We start from the raw sequence: 20,414 nt of genomic DNA, 5'->3' as shown, positions 1-20,414 counted from the left end.
GGCGGAGCGACGACCACGCGGCGGGGACGGTCGTGGCGCTGGCGTTCCCCGAGCGGGTGGCGCGGCGGCGGGGGAGCGGCTATCTGATGGCGTCCGGGACGGGCGCCGCGCTCGCGGAGGGATCGGCCCTCGCCGGGGCGCGGCCGGAGTGGCTGGCGGTCGCGGCGGCCGACCGCCCGGCCGGGTCGGCGTCGGCGCGGGTGCGGCAGGCCGTGGTGATCGGCGAGGACGTGGCGCGGTCGGCGGCGGCGCCGCTGCTGGACGCGGCCGAGGAGGTCGCCTGGCGGGACGGGGACGTGGCGGCGCGGCGCGTCGAGCGGCTCGGCGCGATCGAGCTGTCCGCCCGGCCGCTGCGCGACCCCGACCCCGGCCTGCTCCGGGCGGCGCTGCTGGACGGCCTGCGCGCCGAAGGGCTCGGGCTGCTGACCTGGACGCCGGGCGCGGTCGCGCTGCGGGAGCGGCTGGCGTTCCTGCGCGCCGCGCTCGGCGAGCCGTGGCCGGCCGTCGACGACGCGGCGCTGCTGGAGCGGGTCCCCGAGTGGCTCGCGGGGGCCCGGCGCCGCGCCGACCTCGCCCGTATCGACGTCGCGGGCATGCTGCGCGGCCTGCTGCCCTGGGACCAGGCCAAGCGGCTGGACGAGTACGCCCCCGAGCGCGTCGAGGTGCCGACCGGGTCCCGGATCCGGGTCGACTACTCGGGGGAGCGGCCCGTCCTGGCGGTGAAGCTGCAGGAGCTGTTCGGCTGGGACGCCGCGCCGGCCCTCGCGGGCGGCCGGGTCCCGCTGGTGGTGCACCTGCTGTCCCCGGCGGGCCGCCCGGCCGCCGTCACCGCCGACCTGGCCTCGTTCTGGCGGGAGGGCTACCGGGCGGTGCGGGCCGAGCTGCGGGGCCGCTACCCCAGGCACCCCTGGCCCGAGGACCCGTCCACCGCCGTCCCGACGAGGCGGACGAAGCGGGCTAGCGGGAGCTGATCAGGACCTCGATGCCGTCCAGCACGCGGGCGAGGCCGAACTCGAACGCGCGGCTCGGCGCGGCGGGGGCGCGGTACTCCTGCCCGGCCGCGGTGCCGACCCGGGTCCCGAGCGGGTAGTCGGCCTCGTCCACGAGCGTGTCGAGCACGGGGGCGACCGACTCCCACCACTGCTCGTCGCTCATCCCGGTGCGCCGCTCGGCCTCGGCGGCGCTGACCGAGACGCGGGCGGCGCTCTCGGCGAACCCGGTGACGAGCGCGACCACCGAGTCCATCTCCAGGTCGGTGAGGCCGAGGTCGTCCACGGCGCGCAGCTCGTACTCGTACTTGCCGAGGGTGTTCGGGCCCATGGGCGGGCGCGCCATCGTGATCTGCAGCAGCCACGGGTGCCGGTGGAACAGCGCCCAGTTGTCGCGGGCGATGTGCTCCAGCCGGGCCCGCCACGCGGCGTCGGCGGGCGGGGTCAGCTCGCCGAAGGCGCGGTCGACCATGACGTCGACCAGCTCGGCCTTGCCGGGCACGTAGGTGTAGATCGACATGGGCGAGACGCCCAGCTCGTCGGCGATGCGGCGCATGGACACCGCGTCCAGGCCCTCGGCGTCGGCCAGCGCGATCGCGGTGCGGACGATCTCCTCGGCGGTCAGCCGCGGCTTCGGCCCGCGCCTGGGCGGCGCCTGGACGCCCCACAGCAGCTCCAGGCTGCGCTTGGGGTCGCCGCTCCCGCTGTACTCGGTCACCCGCCGATCCTCTCAGGGATGAAACTCTGTACGACGTACGTTATATTGGCCGCGATGGTAAATCCGTACGACGTACATAGTTTTGGAGGGCGCATGGCCGGACCACCGCTCGCGGTCGCCGCCGAGGGGCTGCGCAAGCGCTACGGCGACAAGGAGGCCCTCGCCGGGCTCGACCTGCGCGTGCCCGCCGGCACCGTGCACGGGCTGCTCGGCCCGAACGGCGCCGGCAAGACCACCGCCGTCCGCGTCCTGACCACGCTGGCCAGGCCGGACGGGGGCACCGCCCGGGTCGCCGGGCACGACGTCGTCCGCGCGGCGGGGGAGGTGCGGCGCAGCATCGGCCTCGTCGGGCAGCACGCGGCGGTCGACGAGGTCCTCGGCGGGCGGCAGAACCTCGTCATGTTCGGCCGCCTCTACCACCTCGGCGCCAAGGAGGCCCGGCGGCGGGCGGACGAGCTGCTGGAGCGCTTCGGGCTCACCGAGGCCGCCGCCAAGCCCGCGGGGGAGTACTCCGGCGGCATGCGGCGCCGCCTCGACCTGGCCGCTTCCATGATCCTCGCGCCGCCGGTGCTGTTCCTGGACGAGCCCACCACCGGCCTGGACCCGCGCGGCCGGGGCGAGGTCTGGGACGCCGTGCGCGCGCTGGTCGACGGCGGCACGACCGTCCTGCTCACCACCCAGTACCTGGAGGAGGCCGACCGGCTGGCGGCCGGCATCTCGGTGATCGACCGCGGCCGCGTCATCGCCGAGGGCGCGCCCGACGAGTTGAAGAAGCGCCTCGGCGGCGACCGGATCGAGGTCGTCCTGGACGACCCCGGCGCGCTCTCCGCCGCCGCCGGGATCGTCGGCCGGGTCGCGGCCGGGGAGGTCGACGTGGACGCCGAGGCGCTGCGGATCGGCGCCCCGGTCTCCGGCCGGGCCGCCGCGCTGACCGAGGCCGTCCGCGCCCTGGACGACGCGGGCATCGCGGTCGCCGACATCGGGCTGCGCCGCCCGACCCTGGACGAGGTGTTCCTGCACCTCACCGACGACAAGCAGGAGGTGGGCGCGTGAGCGTTCAAGCGATGCGCTGGGCGGTCGCCGACGGGCGGACGCTCACCGGCCGGGCCCTCGCCCACTGGGCGCGCCAGCCCGGCCAGATCGCCATGGGGCTGCTGTTCCCCGTGATGGTCGTGCTGATGATGGGCTACCTGTTCGGCGGCCAGATGGACGTCCCCGGCGGCGGCAGCTACCGCGCGTTCATCGTCCCCGGCATGTTCGCCCTGACCATGGTGTTCGGCGTCGAGGAGACGTTCGTGCGGGTCGCGGGCGACGCGGCCAGGGGCGTGACCGACCGGTTCCGCGCCATGCCGATGTCGCCGTCCGCGGTCGTGGTCGGCCGCGCCGCCGCCGACATGATCCACTCGGTGGCGGGGCTGGCCGTGATGGCGGCGTGCGGCGTGCTGATCGGGTGGCGCGTGGAGGACGGCGCAGCCAAGGCCCTCGCCGGGTTCGGGCTCCTGCTGCTGCTGCGGTTCTCGCTGATCTGGCTCGGCGTCTACCTCGGCCTCCTCGCCAAGGGGCCGGAGTCGGTGGCGGCCGTGCAGGTCCTGGTGTGGCCCATCGGGTTCCTGTCCAGCGCGCTGGTCGCGCCGGACACCATGCCCGGCTGGCTGGGTGCGATCGCCGAGTGGAACCCGATGTCGGCGACCGTCACCGCGTGCCGCGAGCTGTTCGGCTCACCCGTCACCGGCGACTCGTGGGCGGCGCAGCACAGCCTGCTGATGGCGCTGGTGTGGCCGCTGGTGATCGCGGCGGTGTTCGTCCCGCTGTCGGTGCGCCGCTACCGCGCCATGGGCCGCTAGGGCAGCACCGACGCCCGGTGCCGGGCCAGCGGAAGCGCCGGGTAGCACTCCTCGGGAAGGGGCTCCGCTCCGCCTGCCGTGCTGGGGGACGACCCCCCACGCCCCCCGGCGACCGCGCCGGGCAGCGCGGCGCGGAGCCTCTTCCCGGCCGCTGCGGCCTCGTAGGGCTGGACGACGCACAGCTCGGCCTGCATCGCCTGCCGCGCCGCGCCCATCAGCGCCGGGACGTCCCCGACGATCACGATCTCGGTGGGCGCGCCGCCGTAGGACAGCCGGACGGCCACGGCGTGCATCCCGGCGGTGCCGGCGCCCTCGTAGCGGAACTCGCAGACCAGGCGGTCGCCGTCCAGCGGCCCCTCCTGGATCAGCCACGCCTGGCCCGGCACGACGGCGCCGAGCGCCCCCTCCCAGGGCGCCGCCGGAACCGTGCCGAGCGCGGCGGCCGCGCGCCCCGCGGCCTTGCGGCCCTCCGCCGGGCCGATCGCGGCGATCGCGGCCAGGAACGCCCGCGCCCCCGGCGTCGCCGCCGCCCGCAGGCAGCCGATCAGGTCGCCGAGCGCGGCGCGCCGCCCCTGCGCGTGCGGGGCCGCGGCCTCCAGCGCGCCGAGCTGCGCCGACGCCCACACCTCCGCCTGCAGCGGGCCGGGCAGCGCCGGGAGGGCGTCCGCCTCCCGGACGTAGGCCGCGTACACCTCGCGGAGCCCCGGCAGCATCAGCTCGGGGCCTGTCGAAGACCGGCTCGCACTCACCCCGCCAGCCTATGAGACGCGGGGGAGCGGCCCGTCCGGGGCGCCCCCGCGCCGCGCTACGCGGGGACGGTGAGCAGCGTCCGCCCCGTGCCGATCGTGCGGACCTCGAACCGGCTGATCTCCTCGGGCCGCAGCGCCGTCCCGCCCTGCAGCGCCAGCGCCGGCTGCGGCGACCCGGGCAGCCCGTAGCCCTTGGCGGGGACGGACCAGCCGACGACCGTGTGCGCCTCGCCGCGCCGGTCCACCGCGACCAGCTCGCACTCCAGCGGGCCGCGGACCTTGCCGAGCCGCATCGCGATCCGGCTGCCCCACGCCTTCTCCTGCGTGGCGACCGTCCCGGTGACGCCGGTGCCCGCGTCGGTGGCCGACGTCCGGTGCCCGTCGCGCAGCAGCGCCGCCGTCCCGTCGTCCTGCCCGGCCGGGGGTGGTTCGCGGTCGGCGCCGAGCGTGAACCCGGTGCCGAGCGCCCCGCCCAGCAGCACCACCCCGGCGGCGGCCGCGGCCAGCGCGCGCGCCGCCCGGTGCCGGCGCTGCCGCGCGGTCCGGTGCCGCATCAGGTCGGCGACCACGGCGGGCTCCGGCGGGACGGGCGGCGCGCCCGCCGGCTCGGCGATCGGGCCGATCCCGTCCAGCGTCCGCGCGACCCCGCGCAGCGTGCCGAGCTCCTCGTGGCAGGACGCGCAGGACGCCAGGTGCGCCTCGAACGCGCGGCGGTCGGGCTCCTCCAGCAGCCCGAGGGCGTAGGCGCCGACGTCGATGTGCAGCATGTCCGCGGTCAAGGCGTCACGCCCCTCTCCTCCAGTGCGACGCGCAGCGCCCTGAGCGCGTAGTAGACGCGGGACTTCACGGTGCCCACGGGGATGCCGAGGTGCTTGGCGGCCTCGTTGACCGACCGGTCCCGGAAGAAGGTCTCGTTGAGGACCTCGCGGTGGGCGGGGGACAGCGCGAGGAGGGCCTCGGACACGACGACGGAGCGCAGCAGATCCTCCAACCCGTCGGGCACGCGCATGTTCTCCAGCGGGCCCTCGCCCGCCTCCTGCGGCCGTGCGTTCTTGCGGCGCTGGTCGTCGATGACGATCCGGCGCGCGACCGTCGCGAGCCACGGCAGCAGCGAGGCCGCGTTCTCGTCGAGCTGGTGCGCGCTGCGCCACGCGCGGATCATGGTCTCCTGCACGACGTCCTCGGCCCAGTGCCGGTCGCCGCCGGTCAGGCGCAGCACGAACGACAGCAGCGGGCGCCCGTAGACGCGGTACAGCTCGGTCACGATCACCTGGTCGTCCACGCCGCCCGCGGGCTGCGGGCCGCGGAACCAGCTCCACGGTCCGGGCGGGCGTTCGCGGGTGGCCGAGGCGGCCGGCGATCTGTGGGCCATCGGGGTCTCCGGGCGGGTGCGGGGGCGGGACGGCGCGGTGACCGTGCGTCGGGTGTCACGCTGGGAGGCAGTACGCGATCCCGGCGCCGCCCGGTTCAACCTGGGCCCGGTTCACCCCGGATTTTCCGGAACGTCCCTTACTTGTTCGCGACGTTCTCCTTACCTTTCGGTGCCGACGATCATCGGCGCGCGTCCAAGGAGACGTAAGGGACGGCGACACGATCCGGCCGCCGGACGCGGGCAACGCTCACTCCACGCTTGGAGCGAATGCGGGCATCGGGCCCATTTGCCCAGAAGAGACCGAGGGGCGGGATCGGCACAGTGGAAGGAAACGGGGACGCGCAGCTCAGCTACCGCCTGCTGGTGGCGGTGGACATCCAGGGCTACAGCAGGCGCGACGCGCGCGAGCAGCTGCGCGCGCAGCGGCAGCTGTCGGACGCGCTCGACCGCGCCGCGCGCGGCGTCGGCCTCGACCGCGCCCGCTGGGACAAGCAGGTCGGCGGGGACGGCGAGCTCGCCACGCTGCCGGAGGGGACCGACCCCGCGCCGGTGGCCGGCGACTTCGTGATCCTGCTGGACGAGGCACTGCGCGAGGTCAACGACGGCGTCGACGGGGCCGGCGGCGGCCGGTACCCGCTGCGGGTGCGGCTGGCCCTGCACCACGGCACGCTGACCGCCGGGCCGTTCGGGCCCGCCGGCGACGCGCCCATCACCGTCCAGCGGCTGCTGGACGCGACGCCGCTGCGCCGGCTGCTGTCCGGCGACACCGGCCGCGACCTGGCCTACGTCGTGTCGGACTCGCTGTTCGACGACGTCGTCCGCACCGGGTTCTGCACGCTGCCGCCGCGCGAGTTCCAGGCGGTCAAGGTGTCGGCGAAGGGCGCGGTGTTCCGCGGCCACATCCACACCGGCCGCGCCGCCGGCCGGGCCCCGGGCACCGCCGGGGCGCGGGGCGGGCCGGCCTCCCGGCCCGCCCCCGAGGCGCCCGAGGGGCGCGTCCTGACCCTCCCGCGGCTCGCGGCGCGGTAACGGGGAAGGGAACGGGGCGGCCGGGGGTTGACCCCGGAAACGGATCTCATCCAGGAGGCGGACGATGGCGGACGACGCGGCGCTGGCGAAGCTGCTCACCGAGCGCGACCTCGGCGTGCTGGCCACGCTGAAGCGGGACGGGCGGCCGCAGCTGTCCAACGTCAACTACCACTTCGACGAGGCCCGCCGGCTCGTCCGCGTCTCGGTCACCGCCGACCGCGCCAAGGCCCGCAACCTGGCCCGCGACCCGCGCGCCAGCCTGCACGTCAGCGCCCCCGACGGCTGGTCCTGGGTCGTCGCCGAGGGCACCGCCGAGCTGTCCGCCGTCGCCGCCGACCCGCACGACGCGGCGGTGGAGGAGCTCATCGAGGTGTACCGCGACGTCCGCGGCGAGGAGCACCCCGACTGGGACGACTACCGCCGCGCCATGGTCGAGGACCGCCGACTCGTCGTCCGCCTCCACGTCGAACGGCTGTACGGGCAGGTCTGACCCGGCGGGTCTGAACGGGCCGGTCTGAACAGGCGGGTCTGAACGGGCCGGTCTGAACGGGCGGATTCAAACGGGCGGCCCCGGCCGGTCGCCGGGCGGGGCCGGGGCGGCCTTGTGCGGGCGGAGCGCGGGTGGCTACGGTGCGGTGATGATCCAGGCCACCGCCACCACCAGCGCCGCGCCCGAAGAGGTGTTCCGGCACCTGGCCGTCCCCGAGGCGTGGGGCGCCTGGGGCCGGTTCCCCACGCCGGCCAAGCAGACGCGCAAGGGCGACACCACCACCTACGGCGTCGGGACGGTCAAGAAGATCTGGCCCGCCAGCGAGCAGACCGTCGCCTACGAGCCGTACACGCACTTCGGCTACATCGCCCTGGCCGGGCTGCCGCTGCGCCGCTACCGCTCCGACGTGCACCTGGAGGCCCGCGACGGCGGCACCGCCATCCGCTGGGAGGCGGTGTTCGAGCCGCTGGTCCCCGGCACCCGCCCGCTGATCGCGCCGCTGCTGCGGCTCATGCTGAAGGCGTTCACCCGCTGGCTGCCCGCGCACCTGGAGCACTGCCCGGCCGACTGCCCCGCCCGCCGCGCCGCGATCTGACCGCCGCGATCTGACCGCCGCGAGCCGGCCCGCGCACGAACGGGCCGGAGACCGCGCGACCCCCCGCGCGGCCTCCGGCGAAAAGGTGCAGGCCGAGAGCACCCCGCAGTTCCCTCGGCCTGCACGAACCTGGCCCCCCGTTTCGGATCCGGTCAGACCGGATCCGGGCCGTACACCTCCCACAGCTCCCCGGCGAAGAACCGGCCGAAGTCGAGCAGCTTGCCCGCCCCGTCCGGGCCGGCCGTGCGGAACGTCGTGAGCTGCCGCGCGAAGTCCGTCAGCCGGATGTGCAGCACCCCCGCCGCGACGACGTCCGCGCCGTCCTCCTCGTCCGCGTCGACATGGCCGTCCAGCAGCCGCACGTAGAGCGTGGAGGTGTCCGGCCAGATCCGCGTCGGCGGACCGTGCAGGACGTCCTTGAACCCGCTCAGCGTGCGCGGCCGCTCCTCACCGTCGGTGTAGAACAGCCGGTACTTCATCAGCCGCCGGTCGTCCGGGCCGTCCGCGACGAACAGGTTGAACGTGCCCCGCTCGACCGGGCAGCGGCCCCCGTGCCCGCCGGCGTCCACCCACCCCTCGGCCTTCGCCTCGTGCTCGGGGTCGGCGAGGAACCGGTCGGTGTCCGCCGCGGTGATCGTCAGCCGGAACGACAGGGGCATGCGCCCCTCCGCCAGCTCGCCGATCCGCGCGTCGGTCTCCCCGTAGGTGACGAACCCCTTCATCTCCTCGGTGAACGACAGCGACGTACGGCCCGCGACCACGGTGGACGGTCCCCGTGTGCCGCCGTGGTCCCCCGAGACCGGGCGGGATTCCCCCCGCCCCGGGCGGGGCTCCTGTGGGGGGGCGACCCCCCACTCCCCCCGCCCCGGGCCGTACGCCGAGCCGTTCCCCGCCCCGTCCAGCGAGCCGGCTCCCCCGGCCGGCTCGGCCCCCGTGGCAGACGGGACGGTGGCGGTCGGGGCCGCCGCACGACGCTGTGCGGACGCCCCGTCGAGCAGCCGCGTCGCCATCCGGTCGGCGTGCGCGGCGATCGTGAGCGAGGGGTTCGGGCCCACCGGTCCCGGCATCGCCGCCCCGTCGGCGATGTAGAGGCCCGGGAACCCGAACACCTCGCCGAAGGCGTCGCAGACGCCTTCGCCCGGGTGGCCCCCCATCGGGGCGCCGCCCAGCGGATGGACGGTGATGATGCGCTTGCGGAACCACATCGGGTTGTCGGCGTAGTCGGCGCCGAGCACGTCCGCGATCCCCCGCATCGTCTTGCGGACGCGGTTGAACAGCGCCTCGCTGGTCTCGGCCGTCCAGTCGGCGGCGAGTCGGCCGCCCCTCAGGTGCAGCCGCCCGTCCGCGGTGTCGCGGCCCATGCCGAGCAGCGGCAGCGAGCTGACCGTCAGGGCGCCGTCGCCGATCAGGTCGGACAGCTCCTTGGACAGGTTCGTGTCGGGCGCGTCCTTGAAGAACTCGGTGAACCGGTTCCACAGGAACTTCACGGCCCGCTCGAAGTCGTTGCCGAGGTCGAGGCTGTCGACGATCCAGTCGGTGAACCCCGGGTAGCCGCCGTCCTCGATGTAGGCGCCGCGGCCCGCGCTGGGCACGCCGTCCAGCTCGTCCGGCAGCCGGATCGCGGTGGTGATCACCGGCCCGCGGCTGGCGTTCAGCGGCCGGACCCGGTTGCGGTCCTTGGCGCGCAGCAGGAACGTCAGCAGGTCGCCGTTGCCGCTGAACCGGGTGCCGAGCGCCTCCGACAGGCCCGGAAAGGCGTCCCGCGACTTCAGCAGCAGGAACGCCGTGCCGTAGGTGCCGGCGCCGAGGACCAGCCGGTCGCAGGTGATCGTCTGGACGGGCGGGCGGCTCTTCTTCGCCGCCAGGTCGGCGTGGTGGACGTAGTCGACCTCGTACCCGCCGCCGTCGCGCGGCCGGATCGCCTTCACCTCGCGGGAGGTGCGGATGTCGGCGCCGTGGTGCGCCGCCGCCGACAGGTAGGTGTGGTCGAGGCTGTTCTTGGCGCCCTCGTTGCAGCCGATGTCGCACTCGCCGCACAGCTTGCACGTCCGCCGCCCGGCGCCGTGGATGTTGCCGTAGCCGGCGTCGGCGATCGGCAGGCTCAGCCCCGGCGTGCCGCCGGGCCGGGCCGCGAAGCTGACCGCGAGCGGCGGCAGCGTGATCTGCAGGCCGAGCTCGGCCGCCGCGTCCTGCATGGCGTGCGTCTTCGGGGTGTCGTCGAACGGGACCTGCTCCAGCGGGTACGGCGTCGCGCCGAGCATCGCCTCGACCGCGTCGTAGTGCGGGTCGAGGTCGGCGCGGGTGACCGGCCACGGGTGGTGGCCGCCGCCGGGCAGGTCGGTGACGAACCAGCGCTCGTCCTTGCGCAGCAGCACGTTCGCGTAGATCAGCGACCCGCCGCCGAGCCCGGACGACACCACCGAGTCGCAGCCCTTGAAGCTCCAGACGTCGAACATCCCGTACAGGCCCGCGGCCGGGTCCCAGAACGCGCGGCCCATCTCGGCGGGCGAGCGGGGGAAGCTCCCCGGCGGGTACGGCTGCCCGCGCTCCAGCAGGACGACCGACTGCCCGGCCTCCGCCAGCCGGTACGCCGCGACGGACCCGCCGAACCCGGACCCGACCACGACGGCGTCGGCGTGCTCCGCTCCGCTCATCCCTCAGCCCGCCTTCCGCTTGAGGAAGTCGACGACCTGCGGGAACACCTCGGTGTCGGAGGCGGCGCCCATGAACGGGTCCTGGTGGCCGTAGCCGGGCAGGACGGCCAGCTCGTGCAGGCCGGGCGCGGACTTCTCGAGCGTCCGGTGGCAGACGATGTTGGAGTCGGTGAACACGTGGTTGCGGTCTCCGGTGAGGAACAGGATCGGCGTCGTGACCGTGGCGGCGCGCGACAGGTAGTCGTCCGGCAGGGCCGCGAGGCGGGGGTCGCGCGGGCGGTGCTTGATCGCGCGGCCGGCCTTCACCATCGCGTGCAGGTGCCGGTAGTAGTTGACGTTGCAGGCCCCGAACAGGTCGGGCAGCCGGCCGTGCGTGACCGGCGACATCTTCTCGTGCGTGTAGATCGGCTTGCCGCCGCCCCACATGAAGCTGAGCATGTGGCAGGCGGGCTCGTCGCAGTCGCGGTGGAACGGCGCGACGGCCTTGGCGAGCATCCAGCCGCGCGTGAGCACTGGAGCGTTCCCGTACCTCGGGTCCAGGTGGCAGGGCCCGAGCACGTACTCCATCAGGGCCGGGCCGTAGCCGAGCTTGATCCTCGACCAGCGCGGCGTGCGCGGGGTGAGGGAGACGCTGTTGCAGACCAGGCTGGTGACGCCGGTGACGGTGCCGGCGAACAGCGCCATCGAGAACGAGATCGCGCCGACGCAGTGGGAGATCACGTGGACCCGGCGGTCCCCGATGTGCCGCCGCAGTTCGGCGAGCGCCCCCGGGTGGTCGTGGAGCGCGATGACGTCGAGGTTGTGGCGCGCGGTCTCGGAGTTGTAGGGGAACCGGCCGCTGATCCGGAAGTCCAGCGCCCACACGTCGCCGAACCCGGCGTCGTGCAGGTGGTTCACGAGGTTGGCGTGCTCCGGCATGATGAACATGTCGCTGGAGGTCGTCAGCCCGTGCACCAGCAGGACGACGTCGTCGCAGTCGTTCCGGCGGAACCGGGTCAGGTTCAGGCCGAGGCCGTCGCCGGTCGCGAAGGGGTGCACGGACACCTCGGCGTCGGCGACGCCCGCGTGCGTGAAGCGCGCGATCCGCTGCTGATCCATGTCCTTCTCCTCCGCTTCCTGACGCTCCAACCCTGCCAAACGCGGATATCGGCGCGGCATCGTGGAGAACCCGTACTTACGGGTGCGTGCTCACCCGCTGGACGTACGGGACGTACGTGAACTAAGAGTCTGATCTACTCGGAACGGTTCATCGCGGTCGCGACGCCCACCCGAGAGGAGACGCCGATCTTGGCGAAGACGCGGGACAGATGGGTCTCGACCGTCCGGACGCTGAGGTAGAGCCGCTCGGCGATCTGCTGGTTGCTGTTGCCCTCGGCGACCAGCAGCGCGATCTCGTGCTCGCGCGGGGACAGCCCGAACGGCAGGTCCTTGCGGCCCTTGGCGCCCTTGCCGGCGGCGGACCCGGCGGCGGGGACCCGGACGCCGAGCCGGCGCTGCTCGCGGGCGACCTGCGCCAGCAGCCCCTTCATCCCGCACGCCTCGAAGACCTCGGCGGCGGCGCGCAGCCGGTCGCGGGCGCGGGAGCGGTCGCCGGCGGCGGCGTGCGCGAGCCCGGCGGCCAGTTCGGCGCGGCCCGCCTCCGGCCGCCGCCCGGCCTTGGCGAGCAGGTCGGCGGCCTCCGCGGCCAGCGCGGCGGACGCGGCCGGGTCGGCGGCGCGCAGCGCGTGCGCGCGGGTGAGCCGGGCCAGGCCGGTGTCGCCGGTCAGCAGCGGGTCGGTGATCGCCTCGGCGATGTCCGCCCACTTCGCGGCGTCGGCGGCGTCGTCCTGCGCGGCGCGGACGGCGGCCAGCGCCTCCGCGCAGATCAGCAGGGTGCTGAAGTCCAGGCCGGCGGTGCCGTCCCCGCACGCGGCGATCAGCGCGGTCGCGCCCTCCTCCAGCCGGCCCTCGTTGATCACCGCGAGGGCGCGGGCGACGTGCGCCATGTGCGTCCACCACTCGCCCGAGCCGGTGTCGTTGGCGACGGCCTCGTCCCCGGCCCGCAGCGCCCGCTCGTGGTCGCCCGTCCAGGACGCGGTCAGGCACTGCTGGATCAGCCCGTAGGCCAGCACCTCCTGCGAGCGCAGGTCGCGGCCGACCGCGGTGGCCTCGTCGGCGACGGCGGCGGCCTCCTCCAGCCGGCCCAGCTGGGCGAGGATGCGGGACTGGCCCGACAGCATGTAGCCGAGCACGAACGTCTGCCCCGTCGTGCGGGTGATCGACACCAGCCGCTCGGCGTGCCGCAGCGCCTCGTCGTACATGCCGAGGAACGACTCGGCGAACACCAGCCAGGCGAAGCAGTCCAGGCAGTCGGCGAACTCGTTGTCGGACGCGGCGGAGAACAGCTGGTCGGCGGTCTGCGCGTAGGCGATCGCCTCGCCGACCTCGCCGCGCCCGTAGGCGACCATCGGGCGCATCGCCGCGACGGCCGCGGTGAGGCCGGGACCCCAGCCGGGGGCGGTCTCGGGGATGGTCTCCAGGATGGCGTGCGAGCCGCGGGTGTCGATGCGCTGGATCCGGTCGGCGACGAGCCGGATGCGCAGCAGCACCGCCTCGGGGGTCTGCCGGTCGGTGATGCGGCGCAGCTCGTCCAGCACCAGGGCGCGGGCCTCGTGGATGCGGCCGAGCTGCCGCTCCATGATCGCGCACATGTGCACGGTGCGGGCGCGGCGGACGGTGTCGTCGGGCGGCAGCAGCCCGAGCAGGGTGCGCGCGGTCTCCCGGCCCTCCTCGGCGTGGCCGCTGAGGGCCTGCACCTGGGCCAGCTCGACCAGCAGCTCCACCCGGTCGGGGTAGGACTCGTCGGCGGCGCCGGGCATCAGGTCGAGCGCGGCCTGCAGCCAGTACGCGGCGGTGGCGGGCGCCTGCCGCCCGACGGCGCGGGCGGCCTCCACCAGCGTCCAGATCGCCGCGGCGTCGCCGAACCGCGCGGACCGCACCACGTGGTGGGCGCGCACGGCCGCCGGGGCGCCGAGCTCGGCCAGCCGCTCCGACACCCGCGAGTGCGCGGCGATCCGCCAGCCCGCGGCCGTCGAGGCGTAGGCGACGTGCCGGACGAGGGGGTGGCGGAACCGGAACCGGCCGCCCGGCGCGGGCCGCACCACGTCGTGGCCGGTCAGCACGTCCAGGGCGGTGAGCGCGGCGTGCTGCTCCATCTCCGCGGCGACCGCCGCGAGCGCGGGCTCGAACACGTCCGCGGCGACCGCGGCGCCGCGCGCCATCAGCAGCGCCTGCGGCGGCAGCGCGCTCAGCTCGACCTGCAACGCCGCCCGCACCGCCGGCGGCACCTCGGTCAGGTTCGCGACGCCCTTCTCCCAGTGCCGGTCGAGGCCGCCGCCCGCCGCGGGCGCGGCCCCGTCGGCCATCTTGGCCAGGGCCTCCAGGTAGAACGGGTTGCCGCCGCTGGCCTTGAACAGCGCCTCGCACCGGGCGTGGCCGACGTCCGGGCCGAGGAACTCGCGGACCTCGCTCTGGGTGAGCGGGGAGACCGCGACCCGCGCGCCCTGCGGGCCGGCCGCGTCCACGAGCGCCGCCAGCCGCGGCGACGCCTGCGCGGGCCGGTAGGCGACCGCGACCAGCACCCGGGCGCGCGGCGGGTGCCGGACGAGGTGGTCGAGCAGCTCGATCGTCGCGTCGTCGGCCCAGTGCAGGTCGTCCAGGATCAGGACCAGCCCGGACGGCTCGGCCAGCGCCTCCAGGAGGTGCCGGACCGTGCGGTGCAGCTGGTACCGCGCCACGTGCGACTCGGGGGAGGCGGCGGGCGGGTCGCCGGACAGGTCGGCGAGCGCGGGGAACACGGTGCCGAGCAGCCGCAGCGCGGCGGGCGGCAGGTCGAGGGAGTGCTCCTCGAGGCGGTCGTCGAGCGCGTCGACCACGGCGCCGAACGGCATCTCCTGCTCGAACTCGGCCGCGCGGCCGGCCACGAAGGGCAGCTTGCGGGCGATCGCGCCGTCGGCCAGCTCGTTCAGCAGCCGGGTCTTGCCGGCGCCGGGCTCGCCCACCAGCGCGACGAAGCCGTAGCCGCCCTCGGCCGCGTCGAGCGCGCGGTCGATCTCCCGCAGCGCGTCCCGTCGCCCCACGAGCGGAGCGTTGCCGGAGCCCCCGGCGTCGCGGGCCGCACGACCCTCCATGTCCACACCCCAACAGCGACAGGCGGCCGATACGCCGTGACGATGCTTCTTTGTTGCGGTCCTGAGAATTGGCGGGATTCACCCTATCGGGTAAAACGTCAATAAGGTGGGACAACACGCCCCGGCCTGCGTCTTACCCGCTCGGCCCGGCCTCCTTCGTGACCGTATGTACATAGCTATGAACGTCCCTCCCAGGCCCCATGTCAACCTCGGGTGGGTAAACCGTCCCGTGACCGTGACATCGCGCCGCGCGGGTCAGGACTCCAGGCCGAGGCGGACGGCGGCCTCCCGCCAGCGGGTCTCGTCGCCGGACGGGGCGTAGCGGCGGAGGTCCTGCGTGGCGGCGACCAGCGCGCGGGCTTCGGCCAGGTCACCGACCACTCCGCGGGCACGGGCCTGCGCCAGGACGTTGCCGAGGGCCGTCGCTTCGACCGGCCCCGCCACCACCGGCAGGCCGCTGGCGTCGGCGGTCAGCCGGCACAGCAGGTCGTTGCGGCTGCCGCCGCCGACCAGGTGCACGACCTCGATCTCGCGCCCCGACAGCCGGGCCGCCGCGCGCAGGGTGGCGCGGTGCGCGAGGGCGAGGCTGTCCATGACGCAGCGGACGGTCTCGGCGCGCGTCTCCGGGACGGGGAACCCGCGGCGGCGGCAGTGCGCCGCGATGCGGGCGGGCATGTCGCCGGGCGGCAGGAACTCCGGGTCGTCGGGATCGATGAGGGAGCGCAGCCCCGGCAGCCGCGCCGCCTCGGCGAGCAGGGCGGGCAGGTCCGGGTTCCCCCAGGTCCGCAGCGACTCCTGCAGCAGCCACAGGCCCATCACGTTGCGCAGGTAGCGGACGGTCCCGTCGACGCCGCCCTCGTTGGTGAAGTTCGCGGCGCGGCTCTCCTCGGACAGGACGGGCGCGTCCAGCTCGACGCCGACCAGGGACCAGGTGCCGCAGGAGATGTAGCCGAACCGGCCGGTGGCGGCGGGCACGGCGGCGACCGCGGACGCGGTGTCGTGCGAGCCGACGGCCGTGACCTGGAGGCCGGCGTGGCCGGTCTCGGCCACCACGTCCGGGCGGAGCGTCCCGATGGCCTCGCCGGGGTCGCGCAGCGGCGGGAGGATCTTCGCGGGCAGGTCGAGCCGGTCCAGCAGGTCCTGCGACCAGGTGCCGTCGCGGACGTCCAGCAGCCCCGTCGTCGAGGCGTTGGTGCGCTCGGCGCCGGTATCGCCCGTCAGCCAGTAGGCCAGCAGGTCCGGGACGAGCAGCAGCGTGGCCGCCCGCGACAGGTCGTCGGCCGCCAGCTGGTAGATCGTGTTGAACGGCAGGAACTGCAGCCCGGACGTCCGGTACAGCAGGTCGTCGCCGAGGTCGGCGCGGACCCGGTCCATCACGCCGTCGGTGCGGGCGTCGCGGTAGTGGACGGGGTTGCCGAGCAGCCGCCCCTCCGCGTCGAGCAGGCCGTAGTCGACCGCCCACGAGTCGATGCCGACCGACGCGAGCCCGGCGGGCGCGGCGCGCAGCCCGTCCAGGACGTTGCCGTACAGGCCGAGGATGTCCCAGTACAGGGTGCCGCCGGCGCGGACCGGCCGGTTCGGGAAGCGGCGGACCTCCGCCAGGTCCAGCACGCCGGGCCCGACGCGCCCGGCCATCACCCGGCCGCTCGACGCGCCGAGGTCGACGGCCGCGAAAGTCTCCTCGCTCATGTGATGACCAGTACCTCCAGCGTGCGGGGCCCGTGCACGCCCTCGACCCGGGACAGCTCGATGTCGCTCGTCGCCGACGGCCCCGACACGAACGTCAGCGGGCGGGACGGGTCGAGCCGTTCGAGCGCCTCCGGCACGTCCGGGGCGACCTGCTCGGCGCGGACGACGATCAGGTGGTAGTCGGGCACGAGCGACAGCGCGCGCGGCCCCTGCCCCGCGCCGTGGTCCAGGACGATCGTGCCGGTCTCGGCGATCGCGGCGGCGCAGCCGGTGACCGCGCCAGCGAGCCCGTCCAGGGACGCGACGGAGAAGTCGCGGACGAGCGGCGCCGCCACCTCCGACGTCCACTCGGCGGGCAGGTCGGCGGGAGCGCCGTAGGAGCCGGGCCGGGCCGCGAGCCGCTCCGCGACCGCCGCGGCGGCCTCGGACGCCGGCGCCCGCAGCACCGTCGCGCGGTAGTCGGCGACGCGCTCGGCGAACAGGTCGAGGACGCCGTCCTCGTGGTGGCGGCGCAGGTAGCCGCGGTCGATCCGGGCGTAGGACGCCGCGACCTCGGCGGCCGGCCGGGTGGGCGTGATCCCCTCGATGCGGCGCAGGATCTCCTCGCGCGCGTTCACTCGTCCTCCTCCGTGCGGCCGCCGTCGGTCCGGGCCCCCCAGGCGCGGAACGACTCCGGCGGCGGCGCGGGCGCGTCCCGCGTCTCGGTCCAGGCGTTCAGCGGCCCCGGCAGCCGCCGGATCCGGCCGCCGCGCGCCACGACCCTGCGGCTCGCGGACGCGGCGCGCTGCGCGAGCCCGAGCCGGGTGGGGGAGCGCAGCGTCCACCCGGCCGCCGTCATCGCCACCTGCTCCAGCGGATGGCGCGGGCCCTTCTCCACGGCGCGGGCCCGCAGGTGCACCAGCACCTCCGGGATGTCGATCGCGACCGGGCACGCCTCGAAGCACGCGCCGCACAGCGACGACGCGTACGGCAGGGACGCGTCCACGTCCGAGCCGATGCCGCGGATCTGCGGGGACAGGATCGCGCCGATCGGCCCCGGGTACGGCGACCCGTAGGCGTGGCCGCCCGCGCGCTGGTAGACCGGGCACACGTTCAGGCACGCCGAGCAGCGGATGCAGCGCAGCGCCTGCCGGCCCACCTCGTCGGCGAGGGTGTCGGTGCGGCCGTTGTCCAGCAGGACGAGGTGGAAGTCGCGCGGGCCGTCGCCGGGCGCCACGCCCGTCCAGGTGGAGGTGTAGGGGTTCATCCGCTCGGCCGTGGACGAGCGCGGCAGCAGCTGCAGGAACACCTCCAGGTCCTGCCAGCTCGGCACGATCTTCTCCACGCCCATCACCGAGATCAGCGTCTCGGGGAGCGTCAGGCACATCCGCCCGTTGCCCTCCGACTCCAGCACGACGAGGGTGCCGGTGTCGGCGACGGCGAAGTTCACGCCCGACACCCCGACCTTCGCCGACAGGAACTTGGCGCGCAGGTGCCGCCGCGCCGCCTCCGCGAGCGCGGCGGGGGAGTCGGTCAGGCCGGCGGGGGCGTCCTCCATCGCGCGCAGGAAGATGTCGCGGATGTCGGACCGGTTCCGGTGGATGGCCGGGACGAGGAGGTGCGACGGCCGGTCGTCGCCGAGCTGCACGATCAGCTCGGCGAGGTCGGTCTCGTAGGCGGTGATGCCCTCCTCGGCGAGGAACTCGTTGAGGCCGATCTCCTGCGTCGCCATCGACTTGACCTTGACGACCTCGGTCTCGCCGGTCGCCTTCACGAGGTCGGCGACGATCCGGTTGGCCTCGGCGGCGTCCCGCGCCCAGTGCACGGTGCCGCCGGCCGCGGTGACCTTCTCCTCCAGCAGCGGCAGGTAGTGGCCGAGGTTCGCCAGGACGTGGTCCTTGATCTGCTTGCCCGCCTCGCGCAGCGCGGGCCAGTCGGCCAGTTCCGCGACGGCGCCGGCGCGCCGCTCCCGGATCGTGGTGGTCGCGTGCGCGAGGTTGCCGCGCAGCCGCGCGTCGGCCACCGCCCGGCGGGCGGCGTCGGGGAACGACGGCATTCCGACGTAGGTCGGCATGGCGGACGAACTCATGACGGGTCCTCCTCGGTGGACGCGAGGATCTCGGCGAGGTGCACCGTCCGCACCCCGGCGCGGGTGCGGGTGAGCGCCCCGCCGATGTGCATCAGGCAGGAGTTGTCGGCCGCGCACAGCGCCTCGGCCCTCGTCTCCCGCACGGCGGTGACCTTGTCGGCGCACATCGCCGCCGACACCTCGGCGTTCTTCAGCGCGAACGTCCCGCCGAACCCGCAGCACTCGGCGGCGTCCGGCAGGTCGACCAGGTCGATGCCGCGCACCTCGCGCAGCAGCCGCAGCGGGCGGTCGCCGACGTGCAGCATCCGCAGGGAGTGGCACGTCGGGTGGTAGGTGACGCGGTGCGGGAAGTAGGCGCCGACGTCGGTGACGCCGAGGACGTCGACCAGGAACTCCGACAGCTCGTACACCCGCGAGGCGACCCCGGCCGTGCGGGGCGCGAGCCGCGGGTGCCAGTCGCGGATCATCGCGCCGCACGACGCCGACGGCGTCACGACCGCGTCGTAGGGCTCGAAGGTCTCGGCGAACCCCTTCACCAGGGGCAGCGCCTGCCGCCGGTACCCGGTGTTGAGGTGCATCTGCCCGCAGCACGTCTGCGACTCGGGGAACTCGACGTCGTGGCCGAGGCGCCGCAGCAGCCGCACCATCGCCTTGCCGGTCCCCGGGAACATCGTGTCGTTGACGCAGGTGAGGAACAGCGCGACTTTCACGGGGAGCCTCCAAGGGCCGACCGGCTGGACTCGCGGACCACCAGCTCGGGCTGGAACATGACCTGCTGGTGGGCGTGCCCGCCCGACTCGTCGCACTCCTCCAGCAGCAGCTCGGTCGCGATGCGGCCGAGCTGGTAGGTGGGCTGCCGCACCGAGCTGAGCGGGACGGCGGCCGCGGCCGAGAACTCGATGTCGTCGTACCCGATCAGCGCCACGTCACCCGGCACCTTGATCCCGGCCTGCAGCAGCACGCGCAGCACGCCGAGCGCGAGCAGGTCGTTGGCGCAGAAGATCGCGTCCGGCAGCGGCGGGCCCGCCTCCAGCAGCCGCCGCGCCGCCTCCTGCCCGCCCCGCGCGTTCATCGCGCCGACCGCGACCTCGCGCAGCGCGTCGCGGCCGAGCCCGGCGGCGCGCAGCGCCCGCAGCGCGCCCTTGCGGCGGTCGGCGCACTGGCGCAGCACCGTCGGCCCGGTGACGAACGCCAGCGTGCGGGCGCCGGCGTCCAGCAGCTCGCCGGCGGCCAGCTCCCCGCCCGCGACGTCGTCGACGGCGACCGAGCACTGGTTGGCGCGCGGGGTCGGGTGGTCGAGCAGCACCACCGGGACGCCGCGGTCGCGCAGCCGGTCGGCGGTCTCGCCGTCGTCGCCGACCGGGGTCAGCAGCACGCCGCGGACCCGCTGCTCGGCGAACACCCGCAGGTTGCGCTGCTCCCGCTCGTCCGACTCGCCCGAGGAGGACAGGATGACCGCGTAGCCGCGCTCGCTGGCGGCCTCCTCCACGCCGCGCGCCACGTCGGTGAAGAACGGGTTGGCGAGGTCGAGGACCATCAGCCCGATCGTGCTGCTGTGCCCGGCGCGCAGCGTGGACGCCGAGCCGTTGCGGACGAAGCCGAGCTCGCGGATCGCCTGCTCGACGCGGGCGCGGGTCGCCGCCGCCACCCGCTCGGGCCGGTTGAGCACGTTGGACACGGTGCCCGGGGAGACCCCGGCGCGCGCCGCGACCTGCTTGATGCCGACCGTCCTGCTCAGCGGCTCGGGACGGCCGGTGTCGTCTGTGCTCAATCCGTGTGCCCCCGGTCCGGTCCGCCGCCTGTGTCGCCGCTCACTCTGGGACATGTCATTAAAACGTGTCAACCCCGGATCGGGCCCGGTGGACGGGCAAACCTCGCTGGCCGGTCCCGGCCGGAGGTGACTTCGAAAAACGTGCGGGCCCTTGCCCGGACGGGGTTTTCGCAGCCTCGGGCGGGGCCGGCCGCAAGCTTCCCTCTTGACGGGTGTCCCGGCTCACATCTAGCGTCCTCCGCAACATCAAGTTAAAACGTTTTTCATCCCCCGGAAA

Annotated in this window: 18 protein-coding genes; 6 read left to right on the top strand and 12 right to left on the bottom strand. The window is 75.1% G+C overall.

Going from position 1 to position 20,414, the window contains the following annotated elements; translation table 11 throughout:
* Positions 1–971 (top strand): ATP-dependent helicase C-terminal domain-containing protein (locus AB0K34_RS12905; protein ID WP_364547938.1); only part of this gene is annotated, 971 nt, incomplete at its 5' end.
* Here AB0K34_RS12905 and AB0K34_RS12900 read toward each other — a convergent pair.
* Positions 958–1,707, bottom strand: coding sequence for a TetR/AcrR family transcriptional regulator (locus AB0K34_RS12900; protein ID WP_301178248.1), 750 nt, complete (start codon positions 1,705–1,707; stop codon positions 958–960). The two genes, AB0K34_RS12905 and AB0K34_RS12900, sit on opposite strands and share 14 nt — an antisense overlap.
* A gap of 93 nt (positions 1,708–1,800) precedes the next feature.
* Here AB0K34_RS12900 and AB0K34_RS12895 point away from each other — a divergent pair, with 93 nt between their 5' ends.
* Together AB0K34_RS12895 and AB0K34_RS12890 are read left to right on the top strand one after the other, a co-directional pair.
* Positions 1,801–2,760 (top strand): ATP-binding cassette domain-containing protein, encoded by a 960-nt coding sequence (locus AB0K34_RS12895; protein WP_301178247.1) that lies wholly within the window; start codon positions 1,801–1,803, stop codon positions 2,758–2,760.
* Entirely contained in the window at positions 2,757–3,551 is a 795-nt protein-coding gene (locus tag AB0K34_RS12890; protein ID WP_338072660.1) for an ABC transporter permease, read from the top strand. Before AB0K34_RS12895 ends, AB0K34_RS12890 begins: the two co-directional genes overlap by 4 nt.
* On the opposite strand, the gene AB0K34_RS12885 is transcribed toward AB0K34_RS12890, so the two are convergent.
* The 3 genes from AB0K34_RS12885 to AB0K34_RS12875 are packed head-to-tail and all read right to left on the bottom strand — an operon-like array spanning position 3,548 to position 5,564.
* The gene (locus AB0K34_RS12885) at positions 3,548–4,300 is read right to left on the bottom strand and encodes a hypothetical protein (RefSeq protein ID WP_301178246.1); all 753 of its coding nucleotides are present in this window, start codon (positions 4,298–4,300) and stop codon (positions 3,548–3,550) included. The two genes, AB0K34_RS12890 and AB0K34_RS12885, sit on opposite strands and share 4 nt — an antisense overlap.
* 56 nt (positions 4,301–4,356) lie before the next feature.
* Positions 4,357–5,079, bottom strand: coding sequence for a zf-HC2 domain-containing protein (locus AB0K34_RS12880; RefSeq protein ID WP_364547933.1), 723 nt, complete (start codon positions 5,077–5,079; stop codon positions 4,357–4,359).
* Positions 5,076–5,564 (bottom strand): sigma-70 family RNA polymerase sigma factor, encoded by a 489-nt coding sequence (locus AB0K34_RS12875; protein WP_217711826.1) that lies wholly within the window; start codon positions 5,562–5,564, stop codon positions 5,076–5,078. Before AB0K34_RS12875 ends, AB0K34_RS12880 begins: the two co-directional genes overlap by 4 nt.
* 429 nt (positions 5,565–5,993) lie before the next feature.
* Between AB0K34_RS12875 and AB0K34_RS12870 the strand changes: the two genes are divergently transcribed.
* The 3 genes from AB0K34_RS12870 (at position 5,994) to AB0K34_RS12860 (ending at position 7,786) form a co-directional block, all read left to right on the top strand.
* Positions 5,994–6,701, top strand: coding sequence for a hypothetical protein (locus AB0K34_RS12870; protein ID WP_301176421.1), 708 nt, complete (start codon positions 5,994–5,996; stop codon positions 6,699–6,701).
* Positions 6,702–6,765: 64 nt separating this feature from the next.
* Complete coding sequence (locus tag AB0K34_RS12865) at positions 6,766–7,191, top strand: PPOX class F420-dependent oxidoreductase (RefSeq protein ID WP_301176420.1); 426 nt, start codon at positions 6,766–6,768, stop codon at positions 7,189–7,191.
* A 148-nt stretch (positions 7,192–7,339) separates the two neighbouring features.
* A complete protein-coding gene (locus tag AB0K34_RS12860; protein WP_301176419.1) occupies positions 7,340–7,786 on the top strand; it encodes an SRPBCC family protein in 447 nt (148 codons plus the stop codon).
* A 152-nt stretch (positions 7,787–7,938) separates the two neighbouring features.
* Here AB0K34_RS12860 and AB0K34_RS12855 read toward each other — a convergent pair whose 3' ends face one another.
* The 8 genes from AB0K34_RS12855 to AB0K34_RS12820 all read right to left on the bottom strand — a co-directional run bounded on the left by AB0K34_RS12855 (position 7,939) and on the right by AB0K34_RS12820 (position 20,137).
* Entirely contained in the window at positions 7,939–10,440 is a 2,502-nt protein-coding gene (locus AB0K34_RS12855) for a GMC oxidoreductase (RefSeq protein ID WP_364547927.1), read from the bottom strand.
* A gap of 3 nt (positions 10,441–10,443) precedes the next feature.
* Positions 10,444–11,538 (bottom strand): alpha/beta hydrolase, encoded by a 1,095-nt coding sequence (locus AB0K34_RS12850; RefSeq protein WP_364547924.1) that lies wholly within the window; start codon positions 11,536–11,538, stop codon positions 10,444–10,446.
* A gap of 134 nt (positions 11,539–11,672) precedes the next feature.
* The gene (locus AB0K34_RS12845; RefSeq protein ID WP_364547921.1) at positions 11,673–14,609 is read right to left on the bottom strand and encodes an AAA family ATPase; all 2,937 of its coding nucleotides are present in this window, start codon (positions 14,607–14,609) and stop codon (positions 11,673–11,675) included.
* Between the two features lie 255 nt (positions 14,610–14,864).
* Positions 14,865–16,298: a rhamnulokinase family protein gene (locus AB0K34_RS12840; protein ID WP_138634422.1), complete on the bottom strand. Its 1,434-nt coding sequence runs from the start codon at positions 16,296–16,298 to the stop codon at positions 14,865–14,867.
* Complete coding sequence (locus tag AB0K34_RS12835) at positions 16,295–16,915, bottom strand: LUD domain-containing protein (RefSeq protein ID WP_138634426.1); 621 nt, start codon at positions 16,913–16,915, stop codon at positions 16,295–16,297. Before AB0K34_RS12835 ends, AB0K34_RS12840 begins: the two co-directional genes overlap by 4 nt.
* On the bottom strand, positions 16,912–18,366 hold the full coding sequence (locus tag AB0K34_RS12830; protein ID WP_364547917.1) for a LutB/LldF family L-lactate oxidation iron-sulfur protein: 1,455 nt from the start codon (positions 18,364–18,366) through the stop codon (positions 16,912–16,914). The genes AB0K34_RS12835 and AB0K34_RS12830 overlap by 4 nt, the downstream gene beginning before the upstream one ends.
* Positions 18,363–19,076, bottom strand: a complete 714-nt coding sequence (locus tag AB0K34_RS12825) for a (Fe-S)-binding protein (protein WP_138634429.1) — start codon at positions 19,074–19,076, stop codon at positions 18,363–18,365. Before AB0K34_RS12825 ends, AB0K34_RS12830 begins: the two co-directional genes overlap by 4 nt.
* Complete coding sequence (locus tag AB0K34_RS12820) at positions 19,073–20,137, bottom strand: substrate-binding domain-containing protein (protein WP_240807207.1); 1,065 nt, start codon at positions 20,135–20,137, stop codon at positions 19,073–19,075. The genes AB0K34_RS12825 and AB0K34_RS12820 overlap by 4 nt, the downstream gene beginning before the upstream one ends.
* Positions 20,138–20,414: the final 277 nt, after the last annotated feature.

The sequence above is a fragment of the Actinomadura sp. NPDC049382 genome, assembly GCF_040677125.1.
Lineage (GTDB): Bacteria > Actinomycetota > Actinomycetes > Streptosporangiales > Streptosporangiaceae > Spirillospora > Spirillospora geliboluensis.
Note: the sequence above shows the minus strand (reverse complement) of the source record. Positions and strands in the feature narration are given on the sequence as shown.

Excerpts from the sequence above, each read along its gene's own strand:
- AB0K34_RS12895 (WP_301178247.1), top strand. The coding sequence starts at position 1,801 with ATGGCCGGACCACCGCTCGCGGTCGCCGCCGAGGGGCTGCGCAAGCGC.
- AB0K34_RS12865 (WP_301176420.1), top strand. The coding sequence starts at position 6,766 with ATGGCGGACGACGCGGCGCTGGCGAAGCTGCTCACCGAGCGCGACCTC.
- AB0K34_RS12860 (WP_301176419.1), top strand. The coding sequence starts at position 7,340 with ATGATCCAGGCCACCGCCACCACCAGCGCCGCGCCCGAAGAGGTGTTC.
- AB0K34_RS12855 (WP_364547927.1), bottom strand. The coding sequence starts at position 10,440 with ATGAGCGGAGCGGAGCACGCCGACGCCGTCGTGGTCGGGTCCGGGTTC.
- AB0K34_RS12850 (WP_364547924.1), bottom strand. The coding sequence starts at position 11,538 with ATGGATCAGCAGCGGATCGCGCGCTTCACGCACGCGGGCGTCGCCGAC.
- AB0K34_RS12845 (WP_364547921.1), bottom strand. The coding sequence starts at position 14,609 with ATGGAGGGTCGTGCGGCCCGCGACGCCGGGGGCTCCGGCAACGCTCCG.
- AB0K34_RS12840 (WP_138634422.1), bottom strand. The coding sequence starts at position 16,298 with ATGAGCGAGGAGACTTTCGCGGCCGTCGACCTCGGCGCGTCGAGCGGC.
- AB0K34_RS12830 (WP_364547917.1), bottom strand. The coding sequence starts at position 18,366 with ATGAGTTCGTCCGCCATGCCGACCTACGTCGGAATGCCGTCGTTCCCC.